We start from the raw sequence: 22941 nt of genomic DNA, 5'->3' as shown, positions 1-22941 counted from the left end.
CGGTCGAACTAAAAAATCTGAACACCTACCCTCGTCGCCGATCCGTCGCGAAGATTATTGCGCGAAGTCACCATGCGGTCACGCAGCATCGCACCGCTCTCCCCGATAGGCTCTCACGATCGCCTCGACCGCCTCCACCGCCTGGGCAGTGTTCGTCTGGTAGTTCGTGACTGACAGCCGCAAGACCTGCCTGCCGCGCCATATCGCGCCACCGGCAAACAGGGCGCCTTCCCGCTGCAAGGCACCGATCGTTCGCTTGGTCAGCTCGTCGGCCTGCTCGGCCGGCCAGTCCGCTCCGAAGCGCACTATCACTTGGTTGAGCAGCACATCGTTGGCGATCGCAATTCCCGGCTCTTTGGCAAGCGCCTGCGCTATGGATGCCGCGACGTCACTGGCGCCATCAACCAAGGCCTCGATGCCCTGGCGTCCGAGATGCCTGATCATCGCCCACGTGGCAAAGCCACGCGCGCGCCGCGACAGCTCCGGCACATAGTGCGAGGGATCGCGCTCGCCTTCGCTGGCAAGCGGCAGATAGCTCGCCGATATGGTCATGGCCCGCCGATGCGCGACTTCGTCGCGAACGATTGCATAGCCGCAATCGTATGGCGTCTGCAGCCACTTGTGCCCGTCCGTCGCCCAGCTGTCCGCCTGCTCCACGCCTGAAGTGAGATGACGGCGCCGTGCCGATACCTGCGCCCAGAGGCCGAACGCGCCGTCGACATGCACCCATGCGCCTTTCGATTTGGCGATCGGGATCAACCTGCCGAAATCATCGCAGGCACCCGTATTGATCTGCCCGGCCTGGAGGATCGCTATGCGCGGGCCAGAGACATCAGCAACGGCCTGTTCGAACCCTGCCGGCACGATACGCCCCTGATCATCGGTCGGGACCCGTATCACGCGGTCGTGGCCGAGACCGAGAAACTGCAAGGCAGAAAATACCGTCGTATGCGCATCATCGCCGATCAGCACTGAAATGGGCGGCGCTCCGAACAGCCCGTTGGCGTCGGCATCCCAGCCGGCGCGCAACAGCACCTCGCCTCGGGCCGCCGCCAGGCAAGTGAAATTCGCGACGGTTGCGCCGGTAACGAAACCAACTGAGGCCTCTAAGGGGAGTCCGAGCAGCTGAAGCAGCCAGTGCCCGCCCACTGTTTCAACGGCCGCGGCCGAAGGCGATACCGTATGGTTGCCGGCATTCTGTCCCCACGCACTGGTAAGGAAGTCAGCCGCTACCCCCATTGGGTGAGAGCCACCGATGACCCAGCCGAAGAAGCGAGGGCCGGTCATCAAATGCAGTCCGGGCTCGGCCGTTGTTACTAGCTCGTCAAGCACGTCGACAAGTGGCGATGGCTGTTCCGGCAGCGGAGCGGCGAAAGCCTCCAGCGAGCCGGCGTAATCCCGCAACGGATGATGAGGCCGACTATCGATCGTGTCGCGAAAGCGCGCGGCATGGTCGGCAGCGATTGAGAACAATTCCTTCGTGCCCATGCGTCCGCTCCCCCAACATCAGGCAGTTGAGCCTGCGATGGCGGAGAATAGCCTGAACTCAGTCCCGGAGCCAGCCAAACGGCTCAACCCACCGACGGAACGCTTTCAGATAATCAGGCGCCTGCACTGCGAAGTGCCACGGGCGCCTCGTGTTTCTCGCTGCCGTAGAGCTCGTTCATGATCTTGGCGACTTCGACGGCATAGCCTTCCGTCAAGCCGTGCAATATCTGCCCGCCGAAGGATGCGGGCTCCTCGGTGTCGTTGTCCCACACCATCCAGAGATCGAGCGGGTCGCAAATGACGTCGTAGCGTAGGTCGGAACTGTACATGGTAGATTGCCTCGATAACCCCACCCACTTAACCCACTGACTCTTAACGTCCTCTTGCTTTGGACTAGCAATTAGGGTGAACGATTTTTTGTGCTGGTGGCCGGAAGCCCAGAAACGACCAGGACAAAAACGGTTCCTGATCCTGCCGGAGCTCTCGCAGCGATGTCGCCTCGCGGCAGGTAGGCCCTGAATACAAGTTGCGACGCCCTTCAGAGGCGCTCGCGGCCGTCGGCACAGAGCAAATCCAAGGTCCCCGTTTTATTGCGCAGGGACGCTCCCCGTAACGATACGATCCGTTTTCATCACGTCCATCTGCGGCCAGTTGGACGCGGCTTCGGTCGCCGGACGGCTACCGACTGCCAGAATTGTGATCAGACCGGCCACGATGGCAGTCACAATCAAGCCGCTATAGGTCATGTTTCGAGCCTCAATGCTGTGGTTTCCCAGCCACTGCGGCGCAAACTGATACGAGAGCCTAAATGAAAGCATAATGAACGTGGTTAACGCACAGCCTTTCCGTTCTTGACCGGCGTGTTGTGGATAACTAATCGGCAGCACTGGCCTGCGCGGACCGCTCTTGGAACAACCGCTTCAACGCATCGAGCTTCTCAGCATCAATCTTCGGGTCGGTCACAGCGACCCAGCCATCGATATAGTGCTGGGGCGCATAGACGTGACCGTACCCCATGGGAGAGCTCGTGGCGATTGCCACGTCGACCAGCAATTGCAGCATCGTCAGCGCGGGAAACCAACGCAGGCTCGGCGAAACATCCGGGCCGCGCGGACGCCTCATCCATGCCGGCTCCCGATAGAAGGAATAGGCATCGAAGAAGGTTATTGGGTCGCTGGCATACTGCAGGTAGACGATGCGAATGGGTCCCCAGGTCGCCCCGGGAATATCCAAGTGGTTCGTCTGGTTGGTAAATCGGATGAGGGATCCGTCGCGGAACTGCGGCAGCCACGCGGGCGACTGGGGATTGCGCGCCGCCGTCACGTCTCGCCACATCCTGCTTTCAAAAGGGGGCCCGCTCCACAAAGCCCCCTGAAACGGATCCGCGACAATGTCGAATATATCGGCAGATACCTGCGAATTCAGCGCGCCAAGGCTGAGGCCATGCAGGTAGAGCTTCGGTCTCTTGTCTCGTGGCAAGGTCGTCCAGTAGCCATAGACTTCCCGAAACAACGCCTTGCCTGAGGCCGAGCCATATTCCGGCTCAACCAGCAGCGATAGCCAACTCGCCAGATAGGAATATTGAAGAGCGACGCTCGCCACGTCACCGTGATGCAGATATTCGAGCGGGTCCATCGCCTGCGGGTCGATCCAGCCGGTGCCGGTCGGAACGATGATGACGAGAAGCGAGCGTTCAAACGCGCCCTGCCGCTTCATCTCCTCGAGTGCGAGCTTTGCGCGCCCCTCGATCGTTTCAGCGTTGTTCAGGCCCACATAGGTTCGTATCGGCTCGCGCGCAGGCGCCTTCCAGAAATCGCTGATCTCGGCCGCTGTCGGTCCCGAAGCGATAAACTGGCGTCCGCGACGCCCAAGTCCCTCCCATGTGACAAGCGAGGCAGTGCTCCCGGTCTTTGCCGGGTCATCTGGCATCGGCACGCCCGTTTCCACAAGCGCGTCGACGCTGCGGAACGAACTATCAGCGAGATGCAATCCCGCCCGCAGCAATACGCCATCCACGACCGACCAGAAGAGTGCGATCGCAAGAACACCTGCGATGACCTGCGAGACGCGGCGCGGAACGTATCGTGATAGCCATCCCGACAGGAACAGACAGGTGAACCGAAACAGCCGGCCGATCAGAACAGCAACGAAGAAGGTGACGATTGCGACGAACGCGACGCTGAAGGGTTCAGCGGTATCGACGCGCTCCATGTGCCACAAGTCGCGAATGGAATTCTGCCAGTCGACAACTCGCCGAAGGAAGATTACGGCCAGCACGACGCCGAGTACGCAAACGATCAGGTTGCCGCGCAGCCTGCCAACACCGGGGACCCGCAGTTCCAGGTACTTCCAGAGCCAGCTGAAGGCCACCCCGAAGAAATATCCCACGGCCGCGGCAATGCCGGACAACACGCCTTGAATCAAATAGGAGCGTGGCATCAGGCTCGGCGTCAGCGACGCGGCGAAGAAGATGAAGCCAAGCGCCAACCCAGGCGTCGAAAGCGATACGAACAGGCGCAACAGCAAACGTTTCATGCGTTCCCTCTCATGCGTCTTGCGCCGGTAAAGGCAGCACGACCGCCCAGCCTGCCTACATCTGAAGTCCGAGGAACTTGAACGGCTGAGAGTCCTTGAACTCCTTTGTCGCGTCCCCGGAATAGGTGTGGTCCTGGTTCTCGCCCAGGTCGAGTTTCTTCACTTTACCGCTCCCCTTGGAGAAGTCGATTGCCTTGAGATCGACCCAGAACGTATTGGGTGTCAGGGCCGACTCGAAGAAATACAGCATGCGCTTGTGGTCGACGACGGTCCGCCAGCGCGTCGACGAAATGTTCGGCTCTTCGGGCGTGTTCAGGCCATAAGGGACCGAGGTGTTTCGAATGACGCTGAAGACACTCGCCAATGCCCTGTTGGGGTCCTCATCCTTGGGAATGGCATTCACATAGAACGAGGCGCGCGCGAAACGGTCGGACGCCCGATTTGTGCCCGGCAGCATGACTGTCCCGCCGATCTGCTTCCAATAGGTGTTCAGCGCCAGTTGCTCATCGAAGGTCGGCGAATTCGTCATCACCTGGTATTTGCGGTCGTGGTGAATGACCTGCTTGCCCTTGAGATATTCGACGATCGCGCTGTCGCCGGTCTTGTCGGACATGGATAGATGAAGCGTCGTGAGCCGGTTCTCACCTGGCACGTTGTCGCTGACAATCGTGAAGGGTTCCTTTTCCAACGCCGCTACAGCCTCGTCGACGGTCGCAAAGTTATCGAGCACATACTGCCCCCACGCGGCGATCGTCAGGCCGGGCTTGCTGTCCTTGTCAAACTTCGGATACTCGGATTCGACGAGCCAGAGCAGATTGACATTAAGGCCCGCCTCGTTGAGCCCATCGGTCGTCGATACGTCGTATCCCGTCGCAACGACGCTGCCGTATTTCGCGGTCCACTTGATCGAGTTTGGCCCCGCCTCACCATTGCGTTCAATGCCGCGCGGCAGCACCCACAGGTTCGTGGCAACGTCGCTCTTCCAATCCATTGACCGCGCGGTGATGATGTTGCCGTCAGGGCCGAGATAGACCAATCGCGTGCATGCCTGAGCCGCCGATTGCCCGAAGACCATCATCGATCCGACGGCGAACGCAACAAGCGAACGAGCCAGAGGGTTATTGCCGAAGATCATCCGCTACTCCATTCGTTGTTTTGAACTGAACTAGAAGCGCATCGAGAAGCCGACAACCGGCCCATGTTGGCTGACATCCCAGCGAAACTTGTTCGCGCCGGTGAAATCGTCGTTCTCATAGTCCTGATACAACAGACGATAGCCTGCACGCAGGATCGTCGGCTTGCCGAACATCTCCATCCGGTACCCGAGATACGCCTGCGCATTGACGCTGACCTTTGAGCCGACATCGAAACCGCCGACGTCAGCCTCGGCAAACAGGTTCCAACGGTCGGTGAGGTCGGCGTTCATTCGAAGGCCGATGAATGGATCGGCCCAGTCAGAACTCTCGTCGAACTGACGCCAAAGGCAGAAACGTCTGCCTTCAGTTCTGTCCAGCGAATGCCGACTGTCGGCTCGAAGGATATTGTGCGCGGCTTTCCAAAGACGGTCTGCCCGCCAAGTTCTACTTCATACGCTTTGAAAAACGCCCCCGCAGCAAGTGTCGTGGTTTTTATGTCGATCCCGATCTCATGCGCGAAGACCCGCTCATCCTGGCTTGTCTGAACATGCTGCCCGTCGAAGAAGACACCCCATTTGCCGTTCGTGACTTCGACGTTGCCCATCAGCGCGAGATCGAGATGGTCGAAGATTTCAGAGAACGGCACGTCCACGTCGGTATCGAAGCCGGCAAGCGACGCGTTGCCTTTCAGGGAGGCTGCCCACACATAGGGGCTGACAATCACTGCCCATTCGGGTTCCGGCTCCATGCGTTCGGCATCAAAATCGGCAGCCCTGGCTGCCGAAAACACAATCGACGATAGGCAGAAAACGAGACTAAAAAGGCTCCTCGGCAGGCAAGGCGAGAATCGAAGCATTCTTAGCCTCCGTTGGGGACGCCATGCACTTTACTATCTGAAAGCGCAAATTCAAGGGACGCACGAGGGAGTAGACGCAGACAAGAGGGCTCCCGAACACCGTCCGGGAGCCCTCTTCCTCCTTAGGGATTTACCGTTCAGGCCGCGTACGACATGCGTCCGGCGCTGGTTCCGCCGGCAGCCCGTAGTCTGAAATTGGCAAGCAACGTGCTCAACTGCCGGCTTTCGTCGGCCAGCGTCTGGCTTGCAGCCGTGGTTTCCTCGACCATCGCGGCATTCTGCTGCGTCATCTGGTCCATGTGATTGACCGAAGTGTTGATCTCGTTGAGCCCCGTGGCCTGCTCGCGAGCCGCAGTCGCGATTGAAATGACGTGATTGTTCACGCGGTTGACCAGTTCCTCGATTTCGAGCAACGCATCCCCAGTCGAACGCACGAGCGTCACGCCGTTGTTTACCTCGCTTGCCGAGGTGCTGATCAGCACTTTGATCTCCTTCGCTGCATTGGCGGAGCGCTGTGCCAATTCGCGCACTTCCTGTGCGACCACGGCGAACCCGCGTCCCGCCTCGCCCGCGCGCGCTGCCTCCACTCCGGCATTGAGTGCGAGGAGGTTTGTCTGGAAGGCAATCTCATCGATGACGCCGATAATCTGGCCGATGCGGTTCGACGAATCCTCGATCCGGTTCATCGCGGTGACTGCGTTGCGGACGATATCGCCAGACTTGCCGGCGCTGGTCTTGGTTTCCGCCACCATCTCGCGGGCTTCTGCTGCACGTTCGGAAGCGGTCCGCACCGTCGCAGTGATCTCGTCGAGAGCTGCCGCCGTTTCTTCCAGCGCAGCCGCCTGCTGCTCGGTACGCTTCGACAGATTGTTGGTCGCCTCGCTGATGTCGCCGGCGCTGTCGTTGACGACGCTGGTCGACTCCGCGATCGCCCGGATCACGCCGTTCAGTGCGTCCACAGCGGAATTGAAGTCGGAGCGCAGCTTGGCATAATCCTGGCCGAGATCGCCGATCGACACGGTCAGGTCGCCCGCAGCCAGTTTCTCAAGTCCCGCGCCGAGCGACTGGATCGCGAAGGTCTGGCGATCCGCTGCCGAGCGCCAGTTGGCCTCGTTGCCGCGACGCTCCTCCTCGATCTGCAACTGGTGCTGGCTCTCGCGATCCCGCATCAGGGCCCGCTCGCGGACGGAATCCCGCAGCACAAGGAGAGACTTCGCCATGGCGCCGATCTCGTCGCGCCTGTCGTGGTCGACAATATCGACGGCGCCGGCTTCATCGGCAATGGCGTTCATCGCACCCTTCAGCCGGGCGATCGGCGCCGTGACGCTGCGCACAATCCCGAAGGCCACGGCGATAATCACGATCGCGCCGACGAGGCAGGCGCCGGCGGCCCAGATCGCATTCTGGCGATAGAGCGCCGCAAGATCGTCAGCATAGACGCCGGTACCGACCACCCAGCCCCAGGGCTCGAAACCGACCACGTGAGAATATTTCAGCACAGGATCCGCTGCACCCGGCTTCGGCCAGTAGTAGTCGACGAAGCCCTCACCGCTCCTCTTCACGGTGTTGGCGAACTCGACGAAGATGAACTTGCCAGTCGGATCCTTGTTCTGCGACAGGTCCGTTCCGTTCAGCTCCGGCTTGATCGGATGCATGATCATCGTCGGATGCATGTCGTTGATCCAGAAGTAGCCGTTGTCGCCGTAGCGCATGGCCGAAATCACTTCCTTCGCTGCACCCTGCGCCTGCTCCCGCGTCATCGCGCCGGATTGTTCCAGCTTGTAGTATTTCTGGAAGATGGCGATGGCCGTGGCATCCATTTGCGCAAGACCGTGCTTGCGCTCGCTCTCCAGCTTCGCGTGCGAATAGTTGAGGAAGAAGGTGATCGCGAGCACCAGAATAGCCAGTGCCAGTGCCACGAGAGAATAAAGGCGGGTAGAAATCTTGACGTTACGCATTGAGCCCCGGCAGTTCAGAATTTAATAATGGTCGAATACTGCTATGCGGGTCTTACCGGATGGTGAATTTGAATTGGATTTTATTGAACTGCCGTAAGGCGAGAGATTTCGCCAGGGACTCACTTCTCGCGACAAAGCATTGATTTATTTCAACAAGCTTCCGCCCATACAAACACGCTAGGTAAGATCTTATAGAACTATGGTAGCAGTCTGCGGCGTTGTACGCATCGCCACCGGACCAGGCCGCGTTTCGCTTTAAAGGCATCTGCGCTAGGGTCCCTCGGAATCGTTGTCCCCGTATCACTGAACAGGAGCCTTTCATGACCGACGCCAAGCCGAATGGCGCGCTGACCCTTCGCACAGTGGCCATGCCGGCCGACGCCAATCCAGCCGGCGACATTTTTGGTGGCTGGGTCATGGCACAGATGGACCTTGCCTCGGGCATCACCGCATCCGAACGCGCCAAGGGCCGCGTCGTCACCGCTGCCGTCAAGGAAATGGCCTTCGCCCTACCGGTGAAGATCGGCGATACGCTGTCAGTCTTCACGACTATCGAACGCGTCGGCCGCACGTCGATCACACTGTCGGTCGAGGCCTGGGCGACCCGCGCACGATATAACAACATGGAAAAGGTGACGGCCGCGACCTTCATCATGGTCGCCCTCGACGAAAGCGGCCAGCCGACGCCGGTTCCCGCGGAGTAGGCATGGAAACGGTCGCCTCGCCGGAGGTCTTTCTCCACATCAAGGTCGTGATGGGGATGGTGATCTCGCTTAGCCTTGCGCGGCTGCTGACCGGGATCGCCGGCATTATCCAACACCCCGGAAAGGCGAAGCCCTATGCCGTGCATCTCGGCTGGGCGGCCTCCATGTTCCTCTTCATCATCCACATCTGGTGGTGGGAGTACCGGCTGCAGGCCGTACCGGTGCTCCATTTCGGCGTCTATTTGTTTCTCATCTGTTTCTGCGGGCTGTTCTTCATGTTGTGCGCCCTGCTCTTCCCCGCTTCGCTGGATGAGTACGGCGGCTACGAGGAATATTTCTACTCCCGCCGCAAGTGGTTTTTCGGCACGCTCGCCATCACCTATGCTGTCGACATCGTCGATACGGCGATCAAGGGAGCCGATCACATCCAGTCGCTCGGCTGGGAGTTTCCGGCGCGCAACGTCGTCTACATCGTACTCTGCTGTATTGCCGCCTGGACCGGAAGCCGCCGCTTCCACACTGCTTTTGTCTGGCTCAATCTCGTCTATCAGATCAGCTTCATTTTCCGCATCTACGATGTCCTCGGATTATGATGCGCAACTTTTTGGTTGCCAATTGGTCGCGGATATGCGATTAAAAAGGCAACCAGGAGGTTGCTGATATGTCTGATCGCATCGAGAAGATCATCGAACTGAACGCGCCCGTCGAACGCGTCTGGAAGGCCATCACCGATCACCGCGAGTTCGGCGAATGGTTCCGCGTCCAGCTGGACGGACCCTTCGTGCCGGGAGAGAATTCGACCGGCCACATAACCTATCCCGGCTACGAGCACATCCGCTGGCAGGCGACCGTCAAACGCATGGAGAAGCCCGAGCTCTTCTCCTTCACCTGGCATCCCTACGCCATCGATCCTGATGTCGACTATTCCGGCGAACCGCCGACCCTCGTCGAATTCCGCCTGGAGCCGACGCCGTCAGGGTCGCGCCTGACGGTGACGGAGTCAGGTTTCGACAAGGTCCCGCCGCATCGCCGCGAGGAAGCCTTCCGGATGAACGACGGCGGCTGGGCCGAGCAAATGAAAAACATCAAGGAATACCTCGATCGCTAACATTGAATTCCGCCGCGACAATGCGGCCCCCCTGTTTGCCGCCTTGGGAGACCCGACGCGCCTGTCGCTGCTGACAACCCTCAGCGACGGGTGCGAGCGCTCGATCGCCGGCCTCTCCGCCGGCACCGAGCTTACCCGCCAGGCGATAACGAAACACCTGCATGTGCTGGAACAGGTCGGCCTCGTCCGCTCCACCAAGGTCGGGCGGGAAAGCCATTACGCCTTCCAACCCGATCGGATCGGCGAGATGCGCGCGTATCTCGACAGCGTCTCCCGGCAATGGGACGACGCGCTCGAGCGCCTGCGCGCGTTCGTGGAGCGTTAGGCCCCTGGCGTGCAGCAAGCCACCAGTCAGACCTCAGGCGCGGAAGATGAACGATGCGCCGATCGCGATCAGGGCGAAGCCAATGGCGTGGTTCCACGTCAGGTTCTCGCCGAGCCAGAAGACGGAGAAGCCGGAAAAGACGATAAGCGTGATCACCTCCTGCATCGTCTTCAGCTGTGCCGTCGTATAGACGGCCGAACCGATACGGTTGGCAGGCACGGCAAGGCAGTATTCGAAGAAGGCGATCGCCCAGCTGACGACAATGGCGATATAGAGCGCCGCGCCTTTGTGCTTGAGATGCCCGTACCAGGCGAAGGTCATGAAGATATTTGAGGCGAAAAGCATGACAACCGGCCAGATGGCGGTTGGGCTAAGGGCAAAAGGCATGGTCGATTCCTGGAGTTAAAGGTGGCGGCAGCATGTATCGCCAATTTTCTGCTCCGCAAGGGGTTACCCCATCTTGTCGCCTCATGCACGCCCGGTAACTGAAATCGATGCCCGTCAGCCAGCCTCAAAAGCACAATCCATGATTGATGTTGATTGGTGTCAATTCCTCCAAAGCTGTGCGCCTAATAGGGAAGGCATCCGCAGATTGACAGTCCGATACGCTGCAACGCAAGGCACTGCCGCGCATCGCCGGTCCGGATGGCCTCACCAGACGTCTGCCGGAGGGGACGCGCCATGGACACGATCACAGATATCAACAAATCCAGTTTGGCTGGCCTGCTTGCGGCGCTCGCGACGGCGAAAATGAAGGTCGGTTCGATCGCCAATGCCGATGGCAGCTATACCGTTACCTACGAGCCCTTGCCTTCCGCATCGGACGGAGCCCAGCTCAGCGAGACTATGCCGAGCACATTGCCAACATGGATAGCCCTGCCCCGGCGCCAGCAGGCGCGCATGGACCCTTCGTCCACGCCCGCGCGATCGCGCCGAAAACGATCCTTTATACCGACGCGGACGGGCGTGACGAAATCCGCGAAGGCGGCTCGCGCTCCTGGCGTAATTGCAACGCCGGCAATATCCGCAAGGGCGACTTCTCGATCAATTGCGGCGCCATCGGCGATGACGGCAGCTTCGCGATCTTTCCCGACGAGGAGAGCGGGAAGGCGGCGATCATCGCCCTGCTGAGAACGACCGCCTACATCAAGCTCACCCTCAAGCAGGCAATCTTCCGCGATGCGCCGCCGAACGAGAACCAATCCGAAGACTACGCCAAGTTCATTCGTGACAAGACCGGCATTGCGCTGACGGCGGTTCTCGCCGACCTCAAGATGGACGACTTCCGCAAGATCGCGAAATTCATCCAGGTCGTCGAGGGCTGGAAACCTGGCACAATCAGGCCGAACGGACCGCCTGCGCCGCTGATCGGCGCAGGCGCGGCCATCGGCGTGGCGGCGTCGGCGGCGTCGGCCACGCAGGACTGGATGGCCATTGCTCGCCGGGAAGCTGCCCTTCCCGCACATGAACGCAGCCAATGGCCTGATCCCGGAGAGAACCCGCGCATCCTGAACTATTTCAAGGTCTGCGCCCCATGGTTCGAGGTTGATGGTTGCGACGAAGTCGATTGGTGCGCCGCCTTCGTCAACTACTGCCTTGTCACGAGTGGGCACATGGGCACCGACCATCCAAGCGCCCGCTCCTTCTTCTGGAACAAGAAGAAGCAGTTTCATGTCCTTCAAGCCCCGCAACCAGGCGCGATCGCGGTTCGCCGCTACGCCCCCTTCTCCGACACGAGCTGGGCAACGGGAAACGGCCATGTCGGCTTCGTGGTCTCCTGGACCAGCACGACGGTAACGCTCCTCGGCGGCAACCAGGGCAACACGATCTGCGAGAGGACATTCCCCCGTCTGGAGAAGAACGCAGCAGGCGCAAAGCAATCCGAATTCGTCGCCTTCCTGATGCCGGTCATCGTGTAGCAGCGGGCCCCGATCCGCGGAATGCCTGACGACGCCGAGGACCAGCGCTGCGTCGTCAGTCCCTATTGGACAAGATAGCCAAGGACTGCCGCGTTTATCAGGTCGATGAAGAAGGCGGAAACGAGCGGCAGAATGATGAACGCCATGCTGGAGGCACCGTGAACCTTGGTGACCGCTGTCATATTGGCGATAGCCGTCGGTGTGGCGCCTAGCGCGATACCGCCAAAGCCGGCGGAAATCACTGCAGCGTCGTAGTTCCGCCCCATCGCCGGGAACACGACGAAAAGGATGTAGATGACGGTCACGCACGTCTGCGCCCCGAGCACCAGGATGAGCGAGAGCCCTAGGCCGCTCAAGGCCCAGAGCTGCATGCTCATCAGCGACATCGAGAGAAACACGTTCAACGAAAGATCGGATATCAGCGACAGCGCACGGCTCCGCGTCGGCCATGGCAGGCGTGGAGCCGCCAACGGGACGACATTGGTCATCACGATGGCCACCAGAAGGCAAACGACGAAAAGCGGGAGCTTGAAGCCGGTCTCCTCGATCACCTCCTCCAAGGCATATCCCGTCAGGATCGCGATGTTGGTGACGAACAATGTCCTCAACAGGCTGACCGCGCTGACCTCATCGTCATGTTCACGCGCCGACTTATGCGACACCCCGATCGTCAACTCTTCGTTCGCCGCTCCGCTCAGGTGGTATCGGGCGATCAGTCGCTGTGCGATCGGCCCGCCGATAAGGCTGGCGATGACAAGGCCAAGCGTTGCGCTGGCAATGCCGACTTCCATGGCGTTGGTGACCCCGAAGCGGCTCGAAACGATTGGAGCCCAAGCGATCGTTGTGCCGTGTCCGCCAATGAGCGAAATCGAGCCGAGCAGAATGTCGATGCCCCTGGGCAGGCCGAGCGCCGCGCTTGTTCCAATGGCCGTCAGATTCTGGATGATCAGGAAGGCGACCGTTATGACCAGAAGGATCAGAAAAGGCCTGCCGCCGGCGGCAAGATCGGTGAGCCGGGCGTTGAGACCGATACCTGTGAAGAAATAGAGAAGCAGCAGATCGCGTGCCTGAAGCGCGAAGCTGATCTCGATGTCGAACAGCGTGTATGCGAGGAGCGTCACCGCCGCCGCAAGCATCCCGCCTGTCACCGCCTCCGGAATGCTCCACCGTGTCAGAATGGGGAAAAGATGGTTCAGAGTTGCCCCAACAAAGAACACCAGAATTGCAATCGTGAAAGACAGTAGCCCCGGAACCTGAATTGCCGCCACGCGCCACCCTTCCCCAAGATTCGCCACGTCTGCCGCGGCGACGGTTTGCTGCCGGAAATCTGGCACACGACGCGGGATTGAGCCAGAAAAATACGCGCGATACCGGCAGGGAAAACGGCCGCGGCATCCCAACCTCAGGGACTTCTGCCGCGACGCCGCATTTTGGAATCCTTGAACCTTCATGCTCACCTTTGAAAAGGGCGTGCATGGAAGACGAAGAGCGATGCATTGCCGCCGCTCCTCGCCCAGCCTATGCCGCACCACCCCGCTATTGCCTCAGGTCAGGTTCTTGCGTCGCTCGAGCTCGGCCGTAGTCGGCTGCTCGAATTCGAACGAGCCGGTGACGATGTCGCCGTCACGAACATACTTGTTCGCAGTAACGCCGGAGCCCGAAACCCGCGAGCTGACGAGCTTCAGTTTGCCCGGAAAGGCGCCGTCACCGAACAGCTTCTTGCCCTTGCCGAGCACGACGGGAAAGAATGAAATATTCAGCTCGTCGACCAGGTCGTTCTTGAAAAGCGTCTGCAGGAAGTCGGTTGACCCTTGTGTCAACAGGTGCGGTCCATCGCCGCCTTTCAACGCCTTGAGCGCGCCGACCACATCGGCACCGAGCACCTGGCTGTTCTGCCAGCTGGGCACAAAGTCCGGGTTGCGGGTCGCGACATATTTGGTGATCCGATCGAAAAGTGGACCGATCGGGTCGTCGGCCGCGACATAGGGCCAGTGCGCGGCGAAGATGTCGTAGGTCTTGCGGCCGAGCAAAAGATCGAAAGGATTGGCGAACATCTCACCCACGGTCTCGCCCATCGCCTCGTCGAAATAGGGAGCGGCCCAGCCGCCATACCTGAAGTCGCCGATCGGGTCCTCGTCCGGACCGCCCGGCGCCTGCATGATGCCGTCAAGACTGACGAATGCACCAGTGATGATCTTCCTCATGCCTGTTCTCCTTTGTGGCCGTTTAGGCTGCTGACGGCGGCTTTCTCGAGCGAGCCGGCCGGTGTTGACGACTTAATTGCTCTTGGCGAGAACGCGGCCGGCCATGGCGGGATGGATCTCGAACACTGGGCCTGCCTCGGACTCGCTCGCTGACATTAGTCTTGTCTTCGTATTGCGCTCAGCTGAGTTCTTGGGCGAGCCCGATGAGAACCCCTTCAGGCCCCCTGATATAGCAGAGTCGATATATATCTTTGTACCGGACGACTTCGCCCACGAGTTGCGCGCCGCGCCTGCGGAGCCTTTCAAGCGTCTCGTCGATGTCGTCCACGGCGAACATGACGCGGAGGTAGCCTAGGGCGTTGACCGGGGCGTTCCGGTGATCTGCGACGACATCAGGCGCAAGGAAGCGGGAGAGCTCAAGCCGGCTGTGTCCATCGGGTGTGCGCATCATGGCAATCTCGACACGCTGATGGGCCAGTCCAGTGACACGTCCGGCCCATTCTCCCTCGATCGTGGCCCGCCCTTCGAGCTCGAGGCCGAGCTCGCGAAAGAATTCAATCGTCTCTCCGAGGTCTTCGACGACGATTCCTACATTATCCATACGCTTGAGCGCCATGCTTCCAATCTCCAAGGTGTCGTTCCAATCTACAAGGTGTCGCCTAGTACTGTCCGCGTCAGACGCTTGAATCCGGACGGCCTCAAAACGCCACCCGGCTTTCAAACGTCTCTTACACTCCAAGGACGATCGCCCATGCGACGTGCCGACAACCGTCTGAGATAAAATCGAACCTGTAAGGCGCTATCCTGTCGGGCGTCGTCGACTGGGCGAAGTGACCTGAAGCCGATGACGAGGCCTCCTGCAATCACTCTCGTTCCATCCGCACCTCAACAGCAAACGCCGCCAGTTGATGCACGCGGACACAACCGGAGCGTTTACCACAAAGCGAACGCCCCAATTTCGGTACGGAAATTTCCGCCAAGCCTCTAGTTATAAATAGTTATCGCGACAAAAGGTAATTCGTGAAATACATATATAGGTTGCAATCGCGCAACCAAGATAAGTAAGCATAAATAGATCGATACCGGCAAAGCGCCCGTCAGCTGTCTGGCGGCGATGATACCGCTTGCGAAAGAACGATAGCCTGAGACCTCAGACATATTGAAGACAACAGTAGATCAATCGTCGGTCTGAACAGTTACCGCCATGCGCATTGACATCCTAGGCCGACAAGCCCTGTGGAGAGAAGCCATGCCTTTTGAGCTTACCCAGCCGCTCTCGTGGGAGAGCGCGGCAGGAGACGCAGCGGTGATGCTCGACGAGCTCCAACCGAACATCGTCAAGGCGCACACCCGCGAAATTCCTGGCCGTCCTGTTCCTGAAATTCAACGACCCGGCCGGCGGCCGGGCCCTGCTGAAATCGCTGTCGCAGCCACCGGCCGGCGCGCCGCTCCTGAAAGCCGCGCGGACTCACTTGATGGAGGTCAAGGCGTTCAAGGCCAACGGCCAAGGGAACCCCCTATGTCGGAGTCGGCATCACGCGCCACGGCTACACGGCCCTGCAAGTCCCCGACCCGACGATCCCGCAGGACGGCTCGTTCCTGGCGGGCATGAAGAACGCCGCGCTGAACGACCCGGCTCCGGCGAACTGGGATCCGCATTTCCGCGGGCCGCGCAACCGGGTTCTTGCCGCAGTCCATCAACTGATCCAGGCCGCCCACGGTGTTCAGATCCTCGGCGAGGAAAAGGGCTACGGTCTGCACAACAAGAACGGCGACGGCATCGAGCACTTCGGCTACGTCGACGGCCGCAGCCAGCCGCTGTTTCTCACCGAGGAAATAAACGACGAGCGGCTAACCGCCGACGGCACCAGTAACTGGGATCCGGCCTTCGGGCTGAACCGCGTCATCGTCCCGGATACCGCGGCGCCCGATCCGACGAGGCATTTCGGCAGCTACTTCGTATTCCGCAAGCTCGAGCAGAACGTCAAGCTGTTCAAGAAGCAGGAGAAGGCGCTGGCAAAGCGGCTGCATCTGAGGGGCGACGACGCCGAGCGAGCCGGCGCCATGCTGGTCGGCCGCTTCGAGGACGGCACGCCGTTGACGACCCAGATCGCCGACGGCAACCACCATCCCGTTCCCAACGACTTCAACTACAGCGATCCGAACGGCGCCAAGTGTCCGTTCTTCGGCCATATCCGCAAGGTCAACCCGCGCGGTTCCGGCGGCTTCGAGCCGGTCGAGGGCGAGCGCCTGCACATCATGGCGCGGCGCGGCCAGACTTACGGCGTGCGCACCGACCAGCCCAATGACGGCCGGATCGACAACAAGCCGAGCAAGGATGTCGGCCTGCTGTTCATGGCCTTCAATGCAAACATCGCGCAGCAGTTCGAATTTGCGCAAGGGACATGGGCAAACAATCCGGGCTTTCCCCGGGTGCCCGCAGGCGCCGGCAGCCCCGGTCTCGACCTGGTGATCGGCCAGAGCCCCAACCCGCGCCCCGATATCGATTGTCCGGCGCAATGGGGCGGCTCGACGATGACCACCACGACCGCACCGCCGCAGGCAGTGACCATGAAGGGCGGCGAATACTTCTTCATGCCGTCGCTGGCCTTCTTTCGCAGCCTCCCCTAGCCGGTCGGTTCCCGTTTACGCATCGAACACTCCTCACCCCTGTGCCCGTGGCAGGGGTGAGCCGCAAGAGCGAGACCGAGTGCGTGTTCGCACCCGACGTCCCAGACGCCCAAGCTTTTCAGCCACTATACAGCCCGCATGCAAATGAGGCGCACATCATCTGCCGCGACGGGCTTCCCTTTTCTCCGGGCCGCGACACTTTTCCTGGTGAAACAATTGGCGGTTACGCGTGACGGCGACCGGCGCCACCGTTGGCCGCCCAACATCGGGAGGAGGACATGGCGGAAACCACAGTCAATGTCCGCTACATGGTCGATGATGTCGAGGCAGCCATCGCCTGGTACACGACGCATCTCGGCTTTTCCGTTCTGACGAATTACGCTCCCGCCTTCGCGGATGTGCGGCGTGGAGCGCTGCGGCTGCTGCTCAGCGGACCGACCAGTTCCGCGGGACGGCCGATGCCGGACGGCGAACTGCCCCGCCCCGGCGGTTGGAACCGCATCCATCTGATCGTCGACGATCTGTCGGCGGAAGTGGCGCGCCTGCGCGGCGCCGGCGTCCAGTTCCGCAACGAGATCGTCACCGGACCGGGCGGGTCGCAGATCCTGCTGATTGATCCCTCCGGAAATTCCGTTGAGCTCTTTCAGCCGGCACGCGGATGACGCCGACCTGATATCCGCAAGCAGCCGTAACGCCGATGATCAGGACCGGGTGGCTTCAACGCCGCCTGGACGCGGCACCCCCGCCACGTCACGCGTCGCTCCCCCATCAGTACTCTTTGCCCCTTCACTTTCGCGGTGACTCTCGCCATATTCCGCCCATGGCCAAAACTCCGAAGAAATCCGCCGCCCCTGTTGGCTTCGAGGAAGCCCCGCAGTCGTCCTTCGAGGGCGCTCCCCTGTCCGGTTCCGTTGCCGACTGGGTGAAGCAGCTGGAGGCCGATGCCGAGGCGTCAAGTGTCGAGACGCAACGCCAGATCGCCTCGAAGGCCGGCAAGCACCGCAAGAAGGTCGAAATCGCCGCCTCGAAGTCGGCGCGCGGCACGTCGATGGGCGGCTCGACCGATCCGAAGACCCGTGCGGCCGCCGGCCTCAATCCGGTGGCGGGCATGGACACGACGCTGGAGGAAGCCGCCTCATTGCAGGCCGGCACCGCCGTCACCGCCACTGTCGAGGCTTTGTCGGCGCTGATCGAGAGCGGCAACCCGCTGCACAAGAACGGCAAGATCTGGACGCCGCACCGCCCCGCCCGGCCGGACAAGTCCGAAGGCGGCATCTCGATCCGCATGAACAGCGAATATCAGCCCGCCGGCGACCAGCCGACTGCCATCAAGGACCTCGTCGAGGGCCTCGGCAATGGCGACCGCAGCCAGGTCCTGCTCGGCGTCACCGGCTCCGGCAAGACCTTCACCATGGCCAAGGTGATCGAGGAAACCCAGCGCCCGGCCCTGATCCTGGCGCCGAACAAGACGCTCGCCGCGCAGCTCTATTCCGAGTTCAAGAACTTCTTCCCCGACAACGCGGTCGAGTACTTCGTCTCCTACTACGACTACTACCAGCCGGAAGCCTACGTCCCGCGCTCCGACACCTATATCGAGAAGGAATCCTCGATCAACGAGCAGATCGACCGCATGCGCCACTCGGCGACGCGCTCGCTGCTCGAGCGCGACGACTGCATCATCGTCGCCTCGGTCTCCTGCATCTACGGCATCGGCTCGGTCGAAACCTATACCGCCATGACCTTCCAGATGAACGTCGGCGACCGCCTCGACCAGCGCCAGCTGCTCGCCGACCTCGTCGCCCAGCAATACAAGCGCCGCGACATGGATTTCCAGCGCGGCTCCTTCCGCGTCCGCGGCGACACCATCGAAATCTTCCCGGCCCACCTGGAAGATGCGGCCTGGCGCATCTCCATGTTCGGCGACGAGATCGACGCCATCACCGAGTTCGACCCGCTGACCGGCGCCAAGACCGGCGACCTGAAATCGGTGAAGATCTACGCCAACTCGCACTACGTCACCCCGCGCCCTACGCTGAACGCCGCCATCAAGTCGATCAAGGAGGAGCTGAAGCTCCGTCTCGTCGAACTCGAGAAGGCCGGCCGTCTCTTGGAAGCCCAGCGCCTGGAACAGCGCACCCGCTACGATATCGAAATGCTGGAAGCGACAGGCTCCTGCCAGGGTATCGAGAATTATTCGCGCTACCTCACTGGCCGTGACCCCGGCGACCCGCCGCCGACGCTGTTCGAATACGTCCCCGACAACGCCATCGTCTTCATCGACGAAAGCCACGTCACCATCCCGCAGATCGGCGGAATGTACCGGGGCGACTTCCGCCGCAAGGCGACGCTCGCCGAATACGGCTTCCGCCTGCCCTCCTGCATGGACAACCGTCCCTTGCGCTTCGAGGAATGGGACGCCATGCGCCCCGACACGATCGCCGTCTCGGCCACCCCCGGCGGCTGGGAGATGGACCAGTCAGGCGGCGTCTTCGCCGAGCAGGTCATCCGCCCGACCGGCCTGATCGACCCTCCCGTCGAGGTCCGCTCCGCCCGCAGCCAGGTCGACGACGTGCTCGGCGAAATCCGCGAGACCGCGGCCAAGGGCTACCGCACCCTCTGCACCGTGCTGACCAAGCGCATGGCCGAGGACCTAACCGAATACCTGCACGAACAGGGCGTCCGCGTCCGCTACATGCACAGTGACATCGACACGCTGGAGCGCATCGAGATCATCCGCGACCTCCGCCTCGGCGCCTTCGACGTGCTCGTCGGCATCAACCTCCTGCGCGAAGGCCTCGACATTCCCGAATGCGGCTTCGTCGCCATCCTCGATGCCGACAAGGAAGGCTTCCTGCGCTCCGAGACCTCGCTGATCCAGACGATCGGCCGCGCCGCGCGTAACGTCGACGGCAAGGTCATCCTCTATGCCGACAACATCACCGGCTCGATGCAGCGCGCCATGGACGAGACCGCGCGGCGCCGCGAAAAGCAGGTGGCCTACAACGAGGAACACGGCATCACGCCGGAGAGCGTCAAGGCGAAGATCTCGGACATCCTCGACTCGGTTTACGAACGCGACCACGTCCGCGCCGACATATCGGGCGCCTCGGGCAAGGGCTTTGCCGATGGCGGCAACCTCGTCGGCGGCAACCTGCAGACCCATCTCAACGCGCTGGAAAAGCAGATGCGCGACGCCGCCGCCGACCTCGACTTCGAGAAGGCCGCCCGCCTGCGCGACGAGATCAAGCGCCTCAAGGCCGCCGAACTCGCGGTCATGGACGACCCGATGGCACGCGAGGAAGCCCGCTCGCAGGAAGGCAGCGGCAAGAAGAGCGGCAAGCCGGCCGCAGGCGGCGGCTCGCTCTTCACCAAGCCCGGCCTCGACGACATGGGCCCCGGCACCGACACCGAAACCCCGCTCTTCCGCAAACCCGATCTCGACGATATGGGCCGCGACGTCGCCGACCCCGCTGGCAAGAGCCTCTTCCGCCGCAACAGCCTCGACGAAATGACCGTCGGCCGCACCGAAAAGCCGGTCGCCGGCCACCTGCCGGACAAGCCCGACGTCGCCAAGGGCACGAAGCGCTTCTCACCGCTGCTGGAAGGCCAGCCGGAGCGCGACGACGTCAGGCCGCTTGTGCGCGGCAAGGCGGGCGTGGGGAGTTATGAGGATCCGGTGGACCAGAAGCGCAAGGGGCGCACGAAGGGCAAGACGGGGCGGCCTGGGCAGTGATCGCCTCGGCCAGACCATTCCCTCTGTCGCGCCACCACCCACACTCCCCGTCATCCCGGACTTGATCGGGGATCCAGCAACCGCGCGTCCGCGCGGTGAATGAATCAGCAAACAACAACAATCTCCGCGCGATGGACATCGCGCCGCTGGGTGCCGGATCAAGTCCGGCATGACGGCCATCGCTGATTGCATTCTATCTCAGGAACACGCATCATCCGCTCATGAAGGGCTACGTCTACATCCTGACTTCGCAGCGCAACGGCACGCTCTACACGGGCGTGACATCCAACCTGCCGCGCCGCCTCTTCGAGCATCAGACCAACCTCACCCCGGGCTTCACCAGCCGCTGCGGCGTCAAGACGCTCGTCTGGTTCGAGGAATACGACCTCGTCACCGATGCGATCGCTCGCAAAAAGACCATCAAGAACTGGCCGCGCAAATGGAAACTCGACCTCATCGAGACAATGAACCCCGACTGGCAGGACATCGCCCATTTCCTGCACGGCCCCTGAACTCGTGCCCACAACACCACCTCATCCGCGCGGCACTCGTCGCCAACTTACCCGTCACCCCGGACCTGATCCGGGGTCCAGCGCGCTCAAGTCCTTCAGCGCGAAAGACTCTCTTGCACCGCAGAAGCGGCGCCACTGGATGCCAGATCAAGTCCGGCATGACGGAGTGCAGAACGAGCATACCAAGGCAAACTCTGAGGTCGGACACCGCGCTCAAATCCTTGAGCGTGGAGACTCTTTGCACCGCCGACGCGGCGCCACTAGATGCCGGGTCAAGCCCGGCATGACGAAAGTGAGAACCCGCAAAGCCATTTAAGCGAACAAACTCGTCGACCTCACCGTCACCCCGGACCTGATCCGGGGTCCTCACGTGGTAATATTTCTCCAAAGCAGTTCTAATGCAGGCTGTGCAAAACCTGGTTTTATCTCTGGTGGTGTGTTTGACTTTTTCAACCACAAGGATCATGCATGACGGGAACACGGCGACCTGGAAGTGATGGTTCGGCCACATGGTGCGATCGGCAACAAGGTCCCGATCGCACTGATGAATCCGGGAGGCGCAACCAGCCCGCCCCCCTGACACAAGCCGGAAAACTCCAGCCTCCACTGGTCCAACGTTTGGGAGCGGATCATATTGATGTAATATCTCCAGAATTACTATTTAGTAAACTGAGCGAGATCAACGTGGATGATATTATAGCCGAGTTCAGCAAGGTCCGTTAGCCGGTCCTATCGGCACACGAGCGGGCCTCCGCAATAGAGGCCCGCATTGAGAAGTGCGGAGATCAGCGCATGTGAGCAAATTTATGCGCATGATTTGATGGGCCTACTTTCTTTCCTTTTACACGTTAGGTGAAATTCTACTCGAAATTCATCCCCACCCCTCCCAACACATGCCATCATCCCTCTCGTCCCGTCACGGATACACCGCAAGGCGTTGCGGCGAGGCGGGACCGGCGCGGGTGTGAGGGTCGGACGCAAAACCTCATGCACCGGGTCCGCAGAAAATGGTCTCCCTCCGGGGACGGCGGCGATCGCGCGAATGCGGCGTCGAGTTGAGCCCCGGACGTGCCTGTGTGGCACACATGGCCCCCAGGAGCAGTGAAGCTTCCTCGGGCAAGGCGGCAGAGGGACCGGAGTTGACGGCATAAACCGCCGAACGGGGCGCTCGACAGCGCCATTTTACACTTTTCAGATGAGGCTCTTTCGAGCACCCCGTCCGAACCCTGTCGCCCGCACGGGCCGGCAAACCGATGCCAGGATCAAACCACGGGCGAAACCAGCCGCGTGAAGGCAATGCCGCGCGCCGCCGCCGGCGCACCGGCGAAGGAGAGACGGAGGCGCAGACATGATGGGATCCGCAGGGAAAACGGACGAAGCGACGATGAGCGAATGGGAACGCCGGATCGGCGACTACGGCACGCTGAGGCTGCGCCTGCGCACCGCCGAGATGCTCGGCCTGCCAGCGAGGGTCTGCGGCGTGCGCAACTGCCGCCGCACGCGATCCTGCGTGCTCGTCTTCACCCACAACAGGCTGCCGCTCTGCTACACCATGCTGACCGAGGACGAGCGGAAGGCGCATGACGAGTTCTTCGATTTCGCCGCCAGCGTCTACGAGGCGGCGCAGTCCGGCCATTTCGGCAATCTCTACCGGCTGCTGATCGACAAGCCGCCCGAGTATCACTATGCGGTGACCAAGATCGTCCGCCACGCCCTGCCGCCCGGCCATCGCGCCCATGGCGGCCTCGACGCGAACGACAGGATCAGGGCCGGCCAAGCGCCCGCCGCGTGGAGCTGGAAAACACGTTTCCGGCGATGACCGCCGGAGCGGT

The 22941-nt window shown here is 61.3% G+C and carries 20 protein-coding genes and 1 pseudogene; 10 read left to right on the top strand and 11 right to left on the bottom strand.

Annotated features, from left to right (window positions below; genetic code table 11):
* Positions 1-78: 78 nt before the first annotated feature.
* From C934_RS0100595 to C934_RS0100565, 7 genes and pseudogenes are all read right to left on the bottom strand, one after another.
* A complete protein-coding gene (locus tag C934_RS0100595; RefSeq protein ID WP_018854772.1) occupies positions 79-1488 on the bottom strand; it encodes a pyridoxal phosphate-dependent decarboxylase family protein in 1410 nt (469 codons plus the stop codon).
* Between the two features lie 113 nt (positions 1489-1601).
* Positions 1602-1817 (bottom strand): hypothetical protein, encoded by a 216-nt coding sequence (locus tag C934_RS0100590; protein ID WP_018854771.1) that lies wholly within the window; start codon positions 1815-1817, stop codon positions 1602-1604.
* 258 nt (positions 1818-2075) lie between these two features.
* Positions 2076-2234, bottom strand: coding sequence for a hypothetical protein (locus C934_RS35010; protein ID WP_167354909.1), 159 nt, complete (start codon positions 2232-2234; stop codon positions 2076-2078).
* Positions 2235-2361: 127 nt separating this feature from the next.
* Positions 2362-4023, bottom strand: a complete 1662-nt coding sequence (locus tag C934_RS0100580) for an alpha/beta hydrolase (protein WP_018854769.1) — start codon at positions 4021-4023, stop codon at positions 2362-2364.
* A 55-nt stretch (positions 4024-4078) separates the two neighbouring features.
* Positions 4079-5101, bottom strand: a complete 1023-nt coding sequence (locus C934_RS0100575) for a linear amide C-N hydrolase (protein WP_051085555.1) — start codon at positions 5099-5101, stop codon at positions 4079-4081.
* An 87-nt stretch (positions 5102-5188) separates the two neighbouring features.
* Positions 5189-6015 (bottom strand): annotated as a pseudogene (locus C934_RS35455) (hypothetical protein).
* Between the two features lie 137 nt (positions 6016-6152).
* On the bottom strand, positions 6153-7973 hold the full coding sequence (locus C934_RS0100565; RefSeq protein ID WP_018854767.1) for a methyl-accepting chemotaxis protein: 1821 nt from the start codon (positions 7971-7973) through the stop codon (positions 6153-6155).
* A 320-nt stretch (positions 7974-8293) separates the two neighbouring features.
* Between C934_RS0100565 and C934_RS0100560 the strand changes: the two genes are divergently transcribed.
* The 4 genes from C934_RS0100560 (at position 8294) to C934_RS0100545 (ending at position 10110) form a co-directional block, all read left to right on the top strand.
* A complete protein-coding gene (locus C934_RS0100560; protein ID WP_018854766.1) occupies positions 8294-8677 on the top strand; it encodes an acyl-CoA thioesterase in 384 nt (127 codons plus the stop codon).
* 2 nt (positions 8678-8679) lie between these two features.
* The gene (locus tag C934_RS0100555) at positions 8680-9270 is read left to right on the top strand and encodes a hypothetical protein (protein WP_018854765.1); all 591 of its coding nucleotides are present in this window, start codon (positions 8680-8682) and stop codon (positions 9268-9270) included.
* A gap of 68 nt (positions 9271-9338) precedes the next feature.
* Positions 9339-9785, top strand: a complete 447-nt coding sequence (locus tag C934_RS0100550) for an SRPBCC family protein (protein WP_018116196.1) — start codon at positions 9339-9341, stop codon at positions 9783-9785.
* A 1-nt stretch (position 9786) separates the two neighbouring features.
* Positions 9787-10110 carry an ArsR/SmtB family transcription factor gene (locus C934_RS0100545; RefSeq protein WP_169680301.1) on the top strand — a complete coding sequence of 108 codons (324 nt, stop codon included), beginning with the start codon at positions 9787-9789 and terminating at the stop codon, positions 10108-10110.
* A 33-nt stretch (positions 10111-10143) separates the two neighbouring features.
* Here C934_RS0100545 and C934_RS0100540 read toward each other — a convergent pair whose 3' ends face one another.
* Positions 10144-10497 (bottom strand): DMT family protein, encoded by a 354-nt coding sequence (locus C934_RS0100540; protein WP_018116323.1) that lies wholly within the window; start codon positions 10495-10497, stop codon positions 10144-10146.
* Between the two features lie 479 nt (positions 10498-10976).
* Here C934_RS0100540 and C934_RS33185 point away from each other — a divergent pair, with 479 nt between their 5' ends.
* Complete coding sequence (locus C934_RS33185) at positions 10977-12029, top strand: TIGR02594 family protein (protein ID WP_018854762.1); 1053 nt, start codon at positions 10977-10979, stop codon at positions 12027-12029.
* Between the two features lie 62 nt (positions 12030-12091).
* On the opposite strand, the gene gltS is transcribed toward C934_RS33185, so the two are convergent.
* From gltS to C934_RS0100510, 3 genes are all read right to left on the bottom strand, one after another.
* On the bottom strand, positions 12092-13297 hold the full coding sequence (gene gltS, locus C934_RS0100525) for a sodium/glutamate symporter (RefSeq protein ID WP_018854761.1): 1206 nt from the start codon (positions 13295-13297) through the stop codon (positions 12092-12094).
* A 276-nt stretch (positions 13298-13573) separates the two neighbouring features.
* Positions 13574-14233 carry a dihydrofolate reductase family protein gene (locus C934_RS0100520; protein ID WP_018854760.1) on the bottom strand — a complete coding sequence of 220 codons (660 nt, stop codon included), beginning with the start codon at positions 14231-14233 and terminating at the stop codon, positions 13574-13576.
* Between the two features lie 178 nt (positions 14234-14411).
* The gene (locus C934_RS0100510; RefSeq protein ID WP_018854759.1) at positions 14412-14849 is read right to left on the bottom strand and encodes a VOC family protein; all 438 of its coding nucleotides are present in this window, start codon (positions 14847-14849) and stop codon (positions 14412-14414) included.
* A gap of 992 nt (positions 14850-15841) precedes the next feature.
* Here C934_RS0100510 and C934_RS31500 point away from each other — a divergent pair.
* The 5 genes from C934_RS31500 to C934_RS0100485 all read left to right on the top strand — a co-directional run bounded on the left by C934_RS31500 (position 15842) and on the right by C934_RS0100485 (position 22928).
* Complete coding sequence (locus C934_RS31500) at positions 15842-16864, top strand: Dyp-type peroxidase (protein WP_018854758.1); 1023 nt, start codon at positions 15842-15844, stop codon at positions 16862-16864.
* 278 nt (positions 16865-17142) lie between these two features.
* A complete protein-coding gene (locus C934_RS0100500) occupies positions 17143-17526 on the top strand; it encodes a VOC family protein (protein ID WP_018854757.1) in 384 nt (127 codons plus the stop codon).
* Between the two features lie 158 nt (positions 17527-17684).
* A complete protein-coding gene (uvrB, locus tag C934_RS0100495) occupies positions 17685-20597 on the top strand; it encodes an excinuclease ABC subunit UvrB (RefSeq protein WP_018854756.1) in 2913 nt (970 codons plus the stop codon).
* A gap of 221 nt (positions 20598-20818) precedes the next feature.
* Positions 20819-21109, top strand: a complete 291-nt coding sequence (locus C934_RS0100490; protein WP_018854755.1) for a GIY-YIG nuclease family protein — start codon at positions 20819-20821, stop codon at positions 21107-21109.
* 1348 nt (positions 21110-22457) lie between these two features.
* On the top strand, positions 22458-22928 hold the full coding sequence (locus C934_RS0100485) for a hypothetical protein (RefSeq protein ID WP_026371460.1): 471 nt from the start codon (positions 22458-22460) through the stop codon (positions 22926-22928).
* Positions 22929-22941: the final 13 nt, after the last annotated feature.

Origin of the sequence: Rhizobium sp. 42MFCr.1 (assembly GCF_000377185.1) — a bacterium.
Lineage (GTDB): Bacteria > Pseudomonadota > Alphaproteobacteria > Rhizobiales > Rhizobiaceae > Rhizobium > Rhizobium altiplani.
Note: the sequence above shows the minus strand (reverse complement) of the source record. Positions and strands in the feature narration are given on the sequence as shown.

Coding starts and splice junctions, on each gene's coding strand:
- C934_RS0100595 (WP_018854772.1), bottom strand. CDS start 1,488: ATGGGCACGAAGGAATTGTTCTCAATCGCTGCCGACCATGCCGCGCGC.
- C934_RS0100590 (WP_018854771.1), bottom strand. CDS start 1,817: ATGTACAGTTCCGACCTACGCTACGACGTCATTTGCGACCCGCTCGAT.
- C934_RS35010 (WP_167354909.1), bottom strand. CDS start 2,234: ATGACCTATAGCGGCTTGATTGTGACTGCCATCGTGGCCGGTCTGATC.
- C934_RS0100580 (WP_018854769.1), bottom strand. CDS start 4,023: ATGAAACGTTTGCTGTTGCGCCTGTTCGTATCGCTTTCGACGCCTGGG.
- C934_RS0100575 (WP_051085555.1), bottom strand. CDS start 5,101: ATGATGGTCTTCGGGCAATCGGCGGCTCAGGCATGCACGCGATTGGTC.
- C934_RS0100565 (WP_018854767.1), bottom strand. CDS start 7,973: ATGCGTAACGTCAAGATTTCTACCCGCCTTTATTCTCTCGTGGCACTG.
- C934_RS0100560 (WP_018854766.1), top strand. CDS start 8,294: ATGACCGACGCCAAGCCGAATGGCGCGCTGACCCTTCGCACAGTGGCC.
- C934_RS0100555 (WP_018854765.1), top strand. CDS start 8,680: ATGGAAACGGTCGCCTCGCCGGAGGTCTTTCTCCACATCAAGGTCGTG.
- C934_RS0100550 (WP_018116196.1), top strand. CDS start 9,339: ATGTCTGATCGCATCGAGAAGATCATCGAACTGAACGCGCCCGTCGAA.
- C934_RS0100540 (WP_018116323.1), bottom strand. CDS start 10,497: ATGCCTTTTGCCCTTAGCCCAACCGCCATCTGGCCGGTTGTCATGCTT.
- C934_RS33185 (WP_018854762.1), top strand. CDS start 10,977: ATGGATAGCCCTGCCCCGGCGCCAGCAGGCGCGCATGGACCCTTCGTC.
- C934_RS0100520 (WP_018854760.1), bottom strand. CDS start 14,233: ATGAGGAAGATCATCACTGGTGCATTCGTCAGTCTTGACGGCATCATG.
- C934_RS0100510 (WP_018854759.1), bottom strand. CDS start 14,849: ATGGCGCTCAAGCGTATGGATAATGTAGGAATCGTCGTCGAAGACCTC.
- C934_RS31500 (WP_018854758.1), top strand. CDS start 15,842: ATGAAGAACGCCGCGCTGAACGACCCGGCTCCGGCGAACTGGGATCCG.
- C934_RS0100500 (WP_018854757.1), top strand. CDS start 17,143: ATGGCGGAAACCACAGTCAATGTCCGCTACATGGTCGATGATGTCGAG.
- uvrB (WP_018854756.1), top strand. CDS start 17,685: ATGGCCAAAACTCCGAAGAAATCCGCCGCCCCTGTTGGCTTCGAGGAA.
- C934_RS0100490 (WP_018854755.1), top strand. CDS start 20,819: ATGAAGGGCTACGTCTACATCCTGACTTCGCAGCGCAACGGCACGCTC.
- C934_RS0100485 (WP_026371460.1), top strand. CDS start 22,458: ATGATGGGATCCGCAGGGAAAACGGACGAAGCGACGATGAGCGAATGG.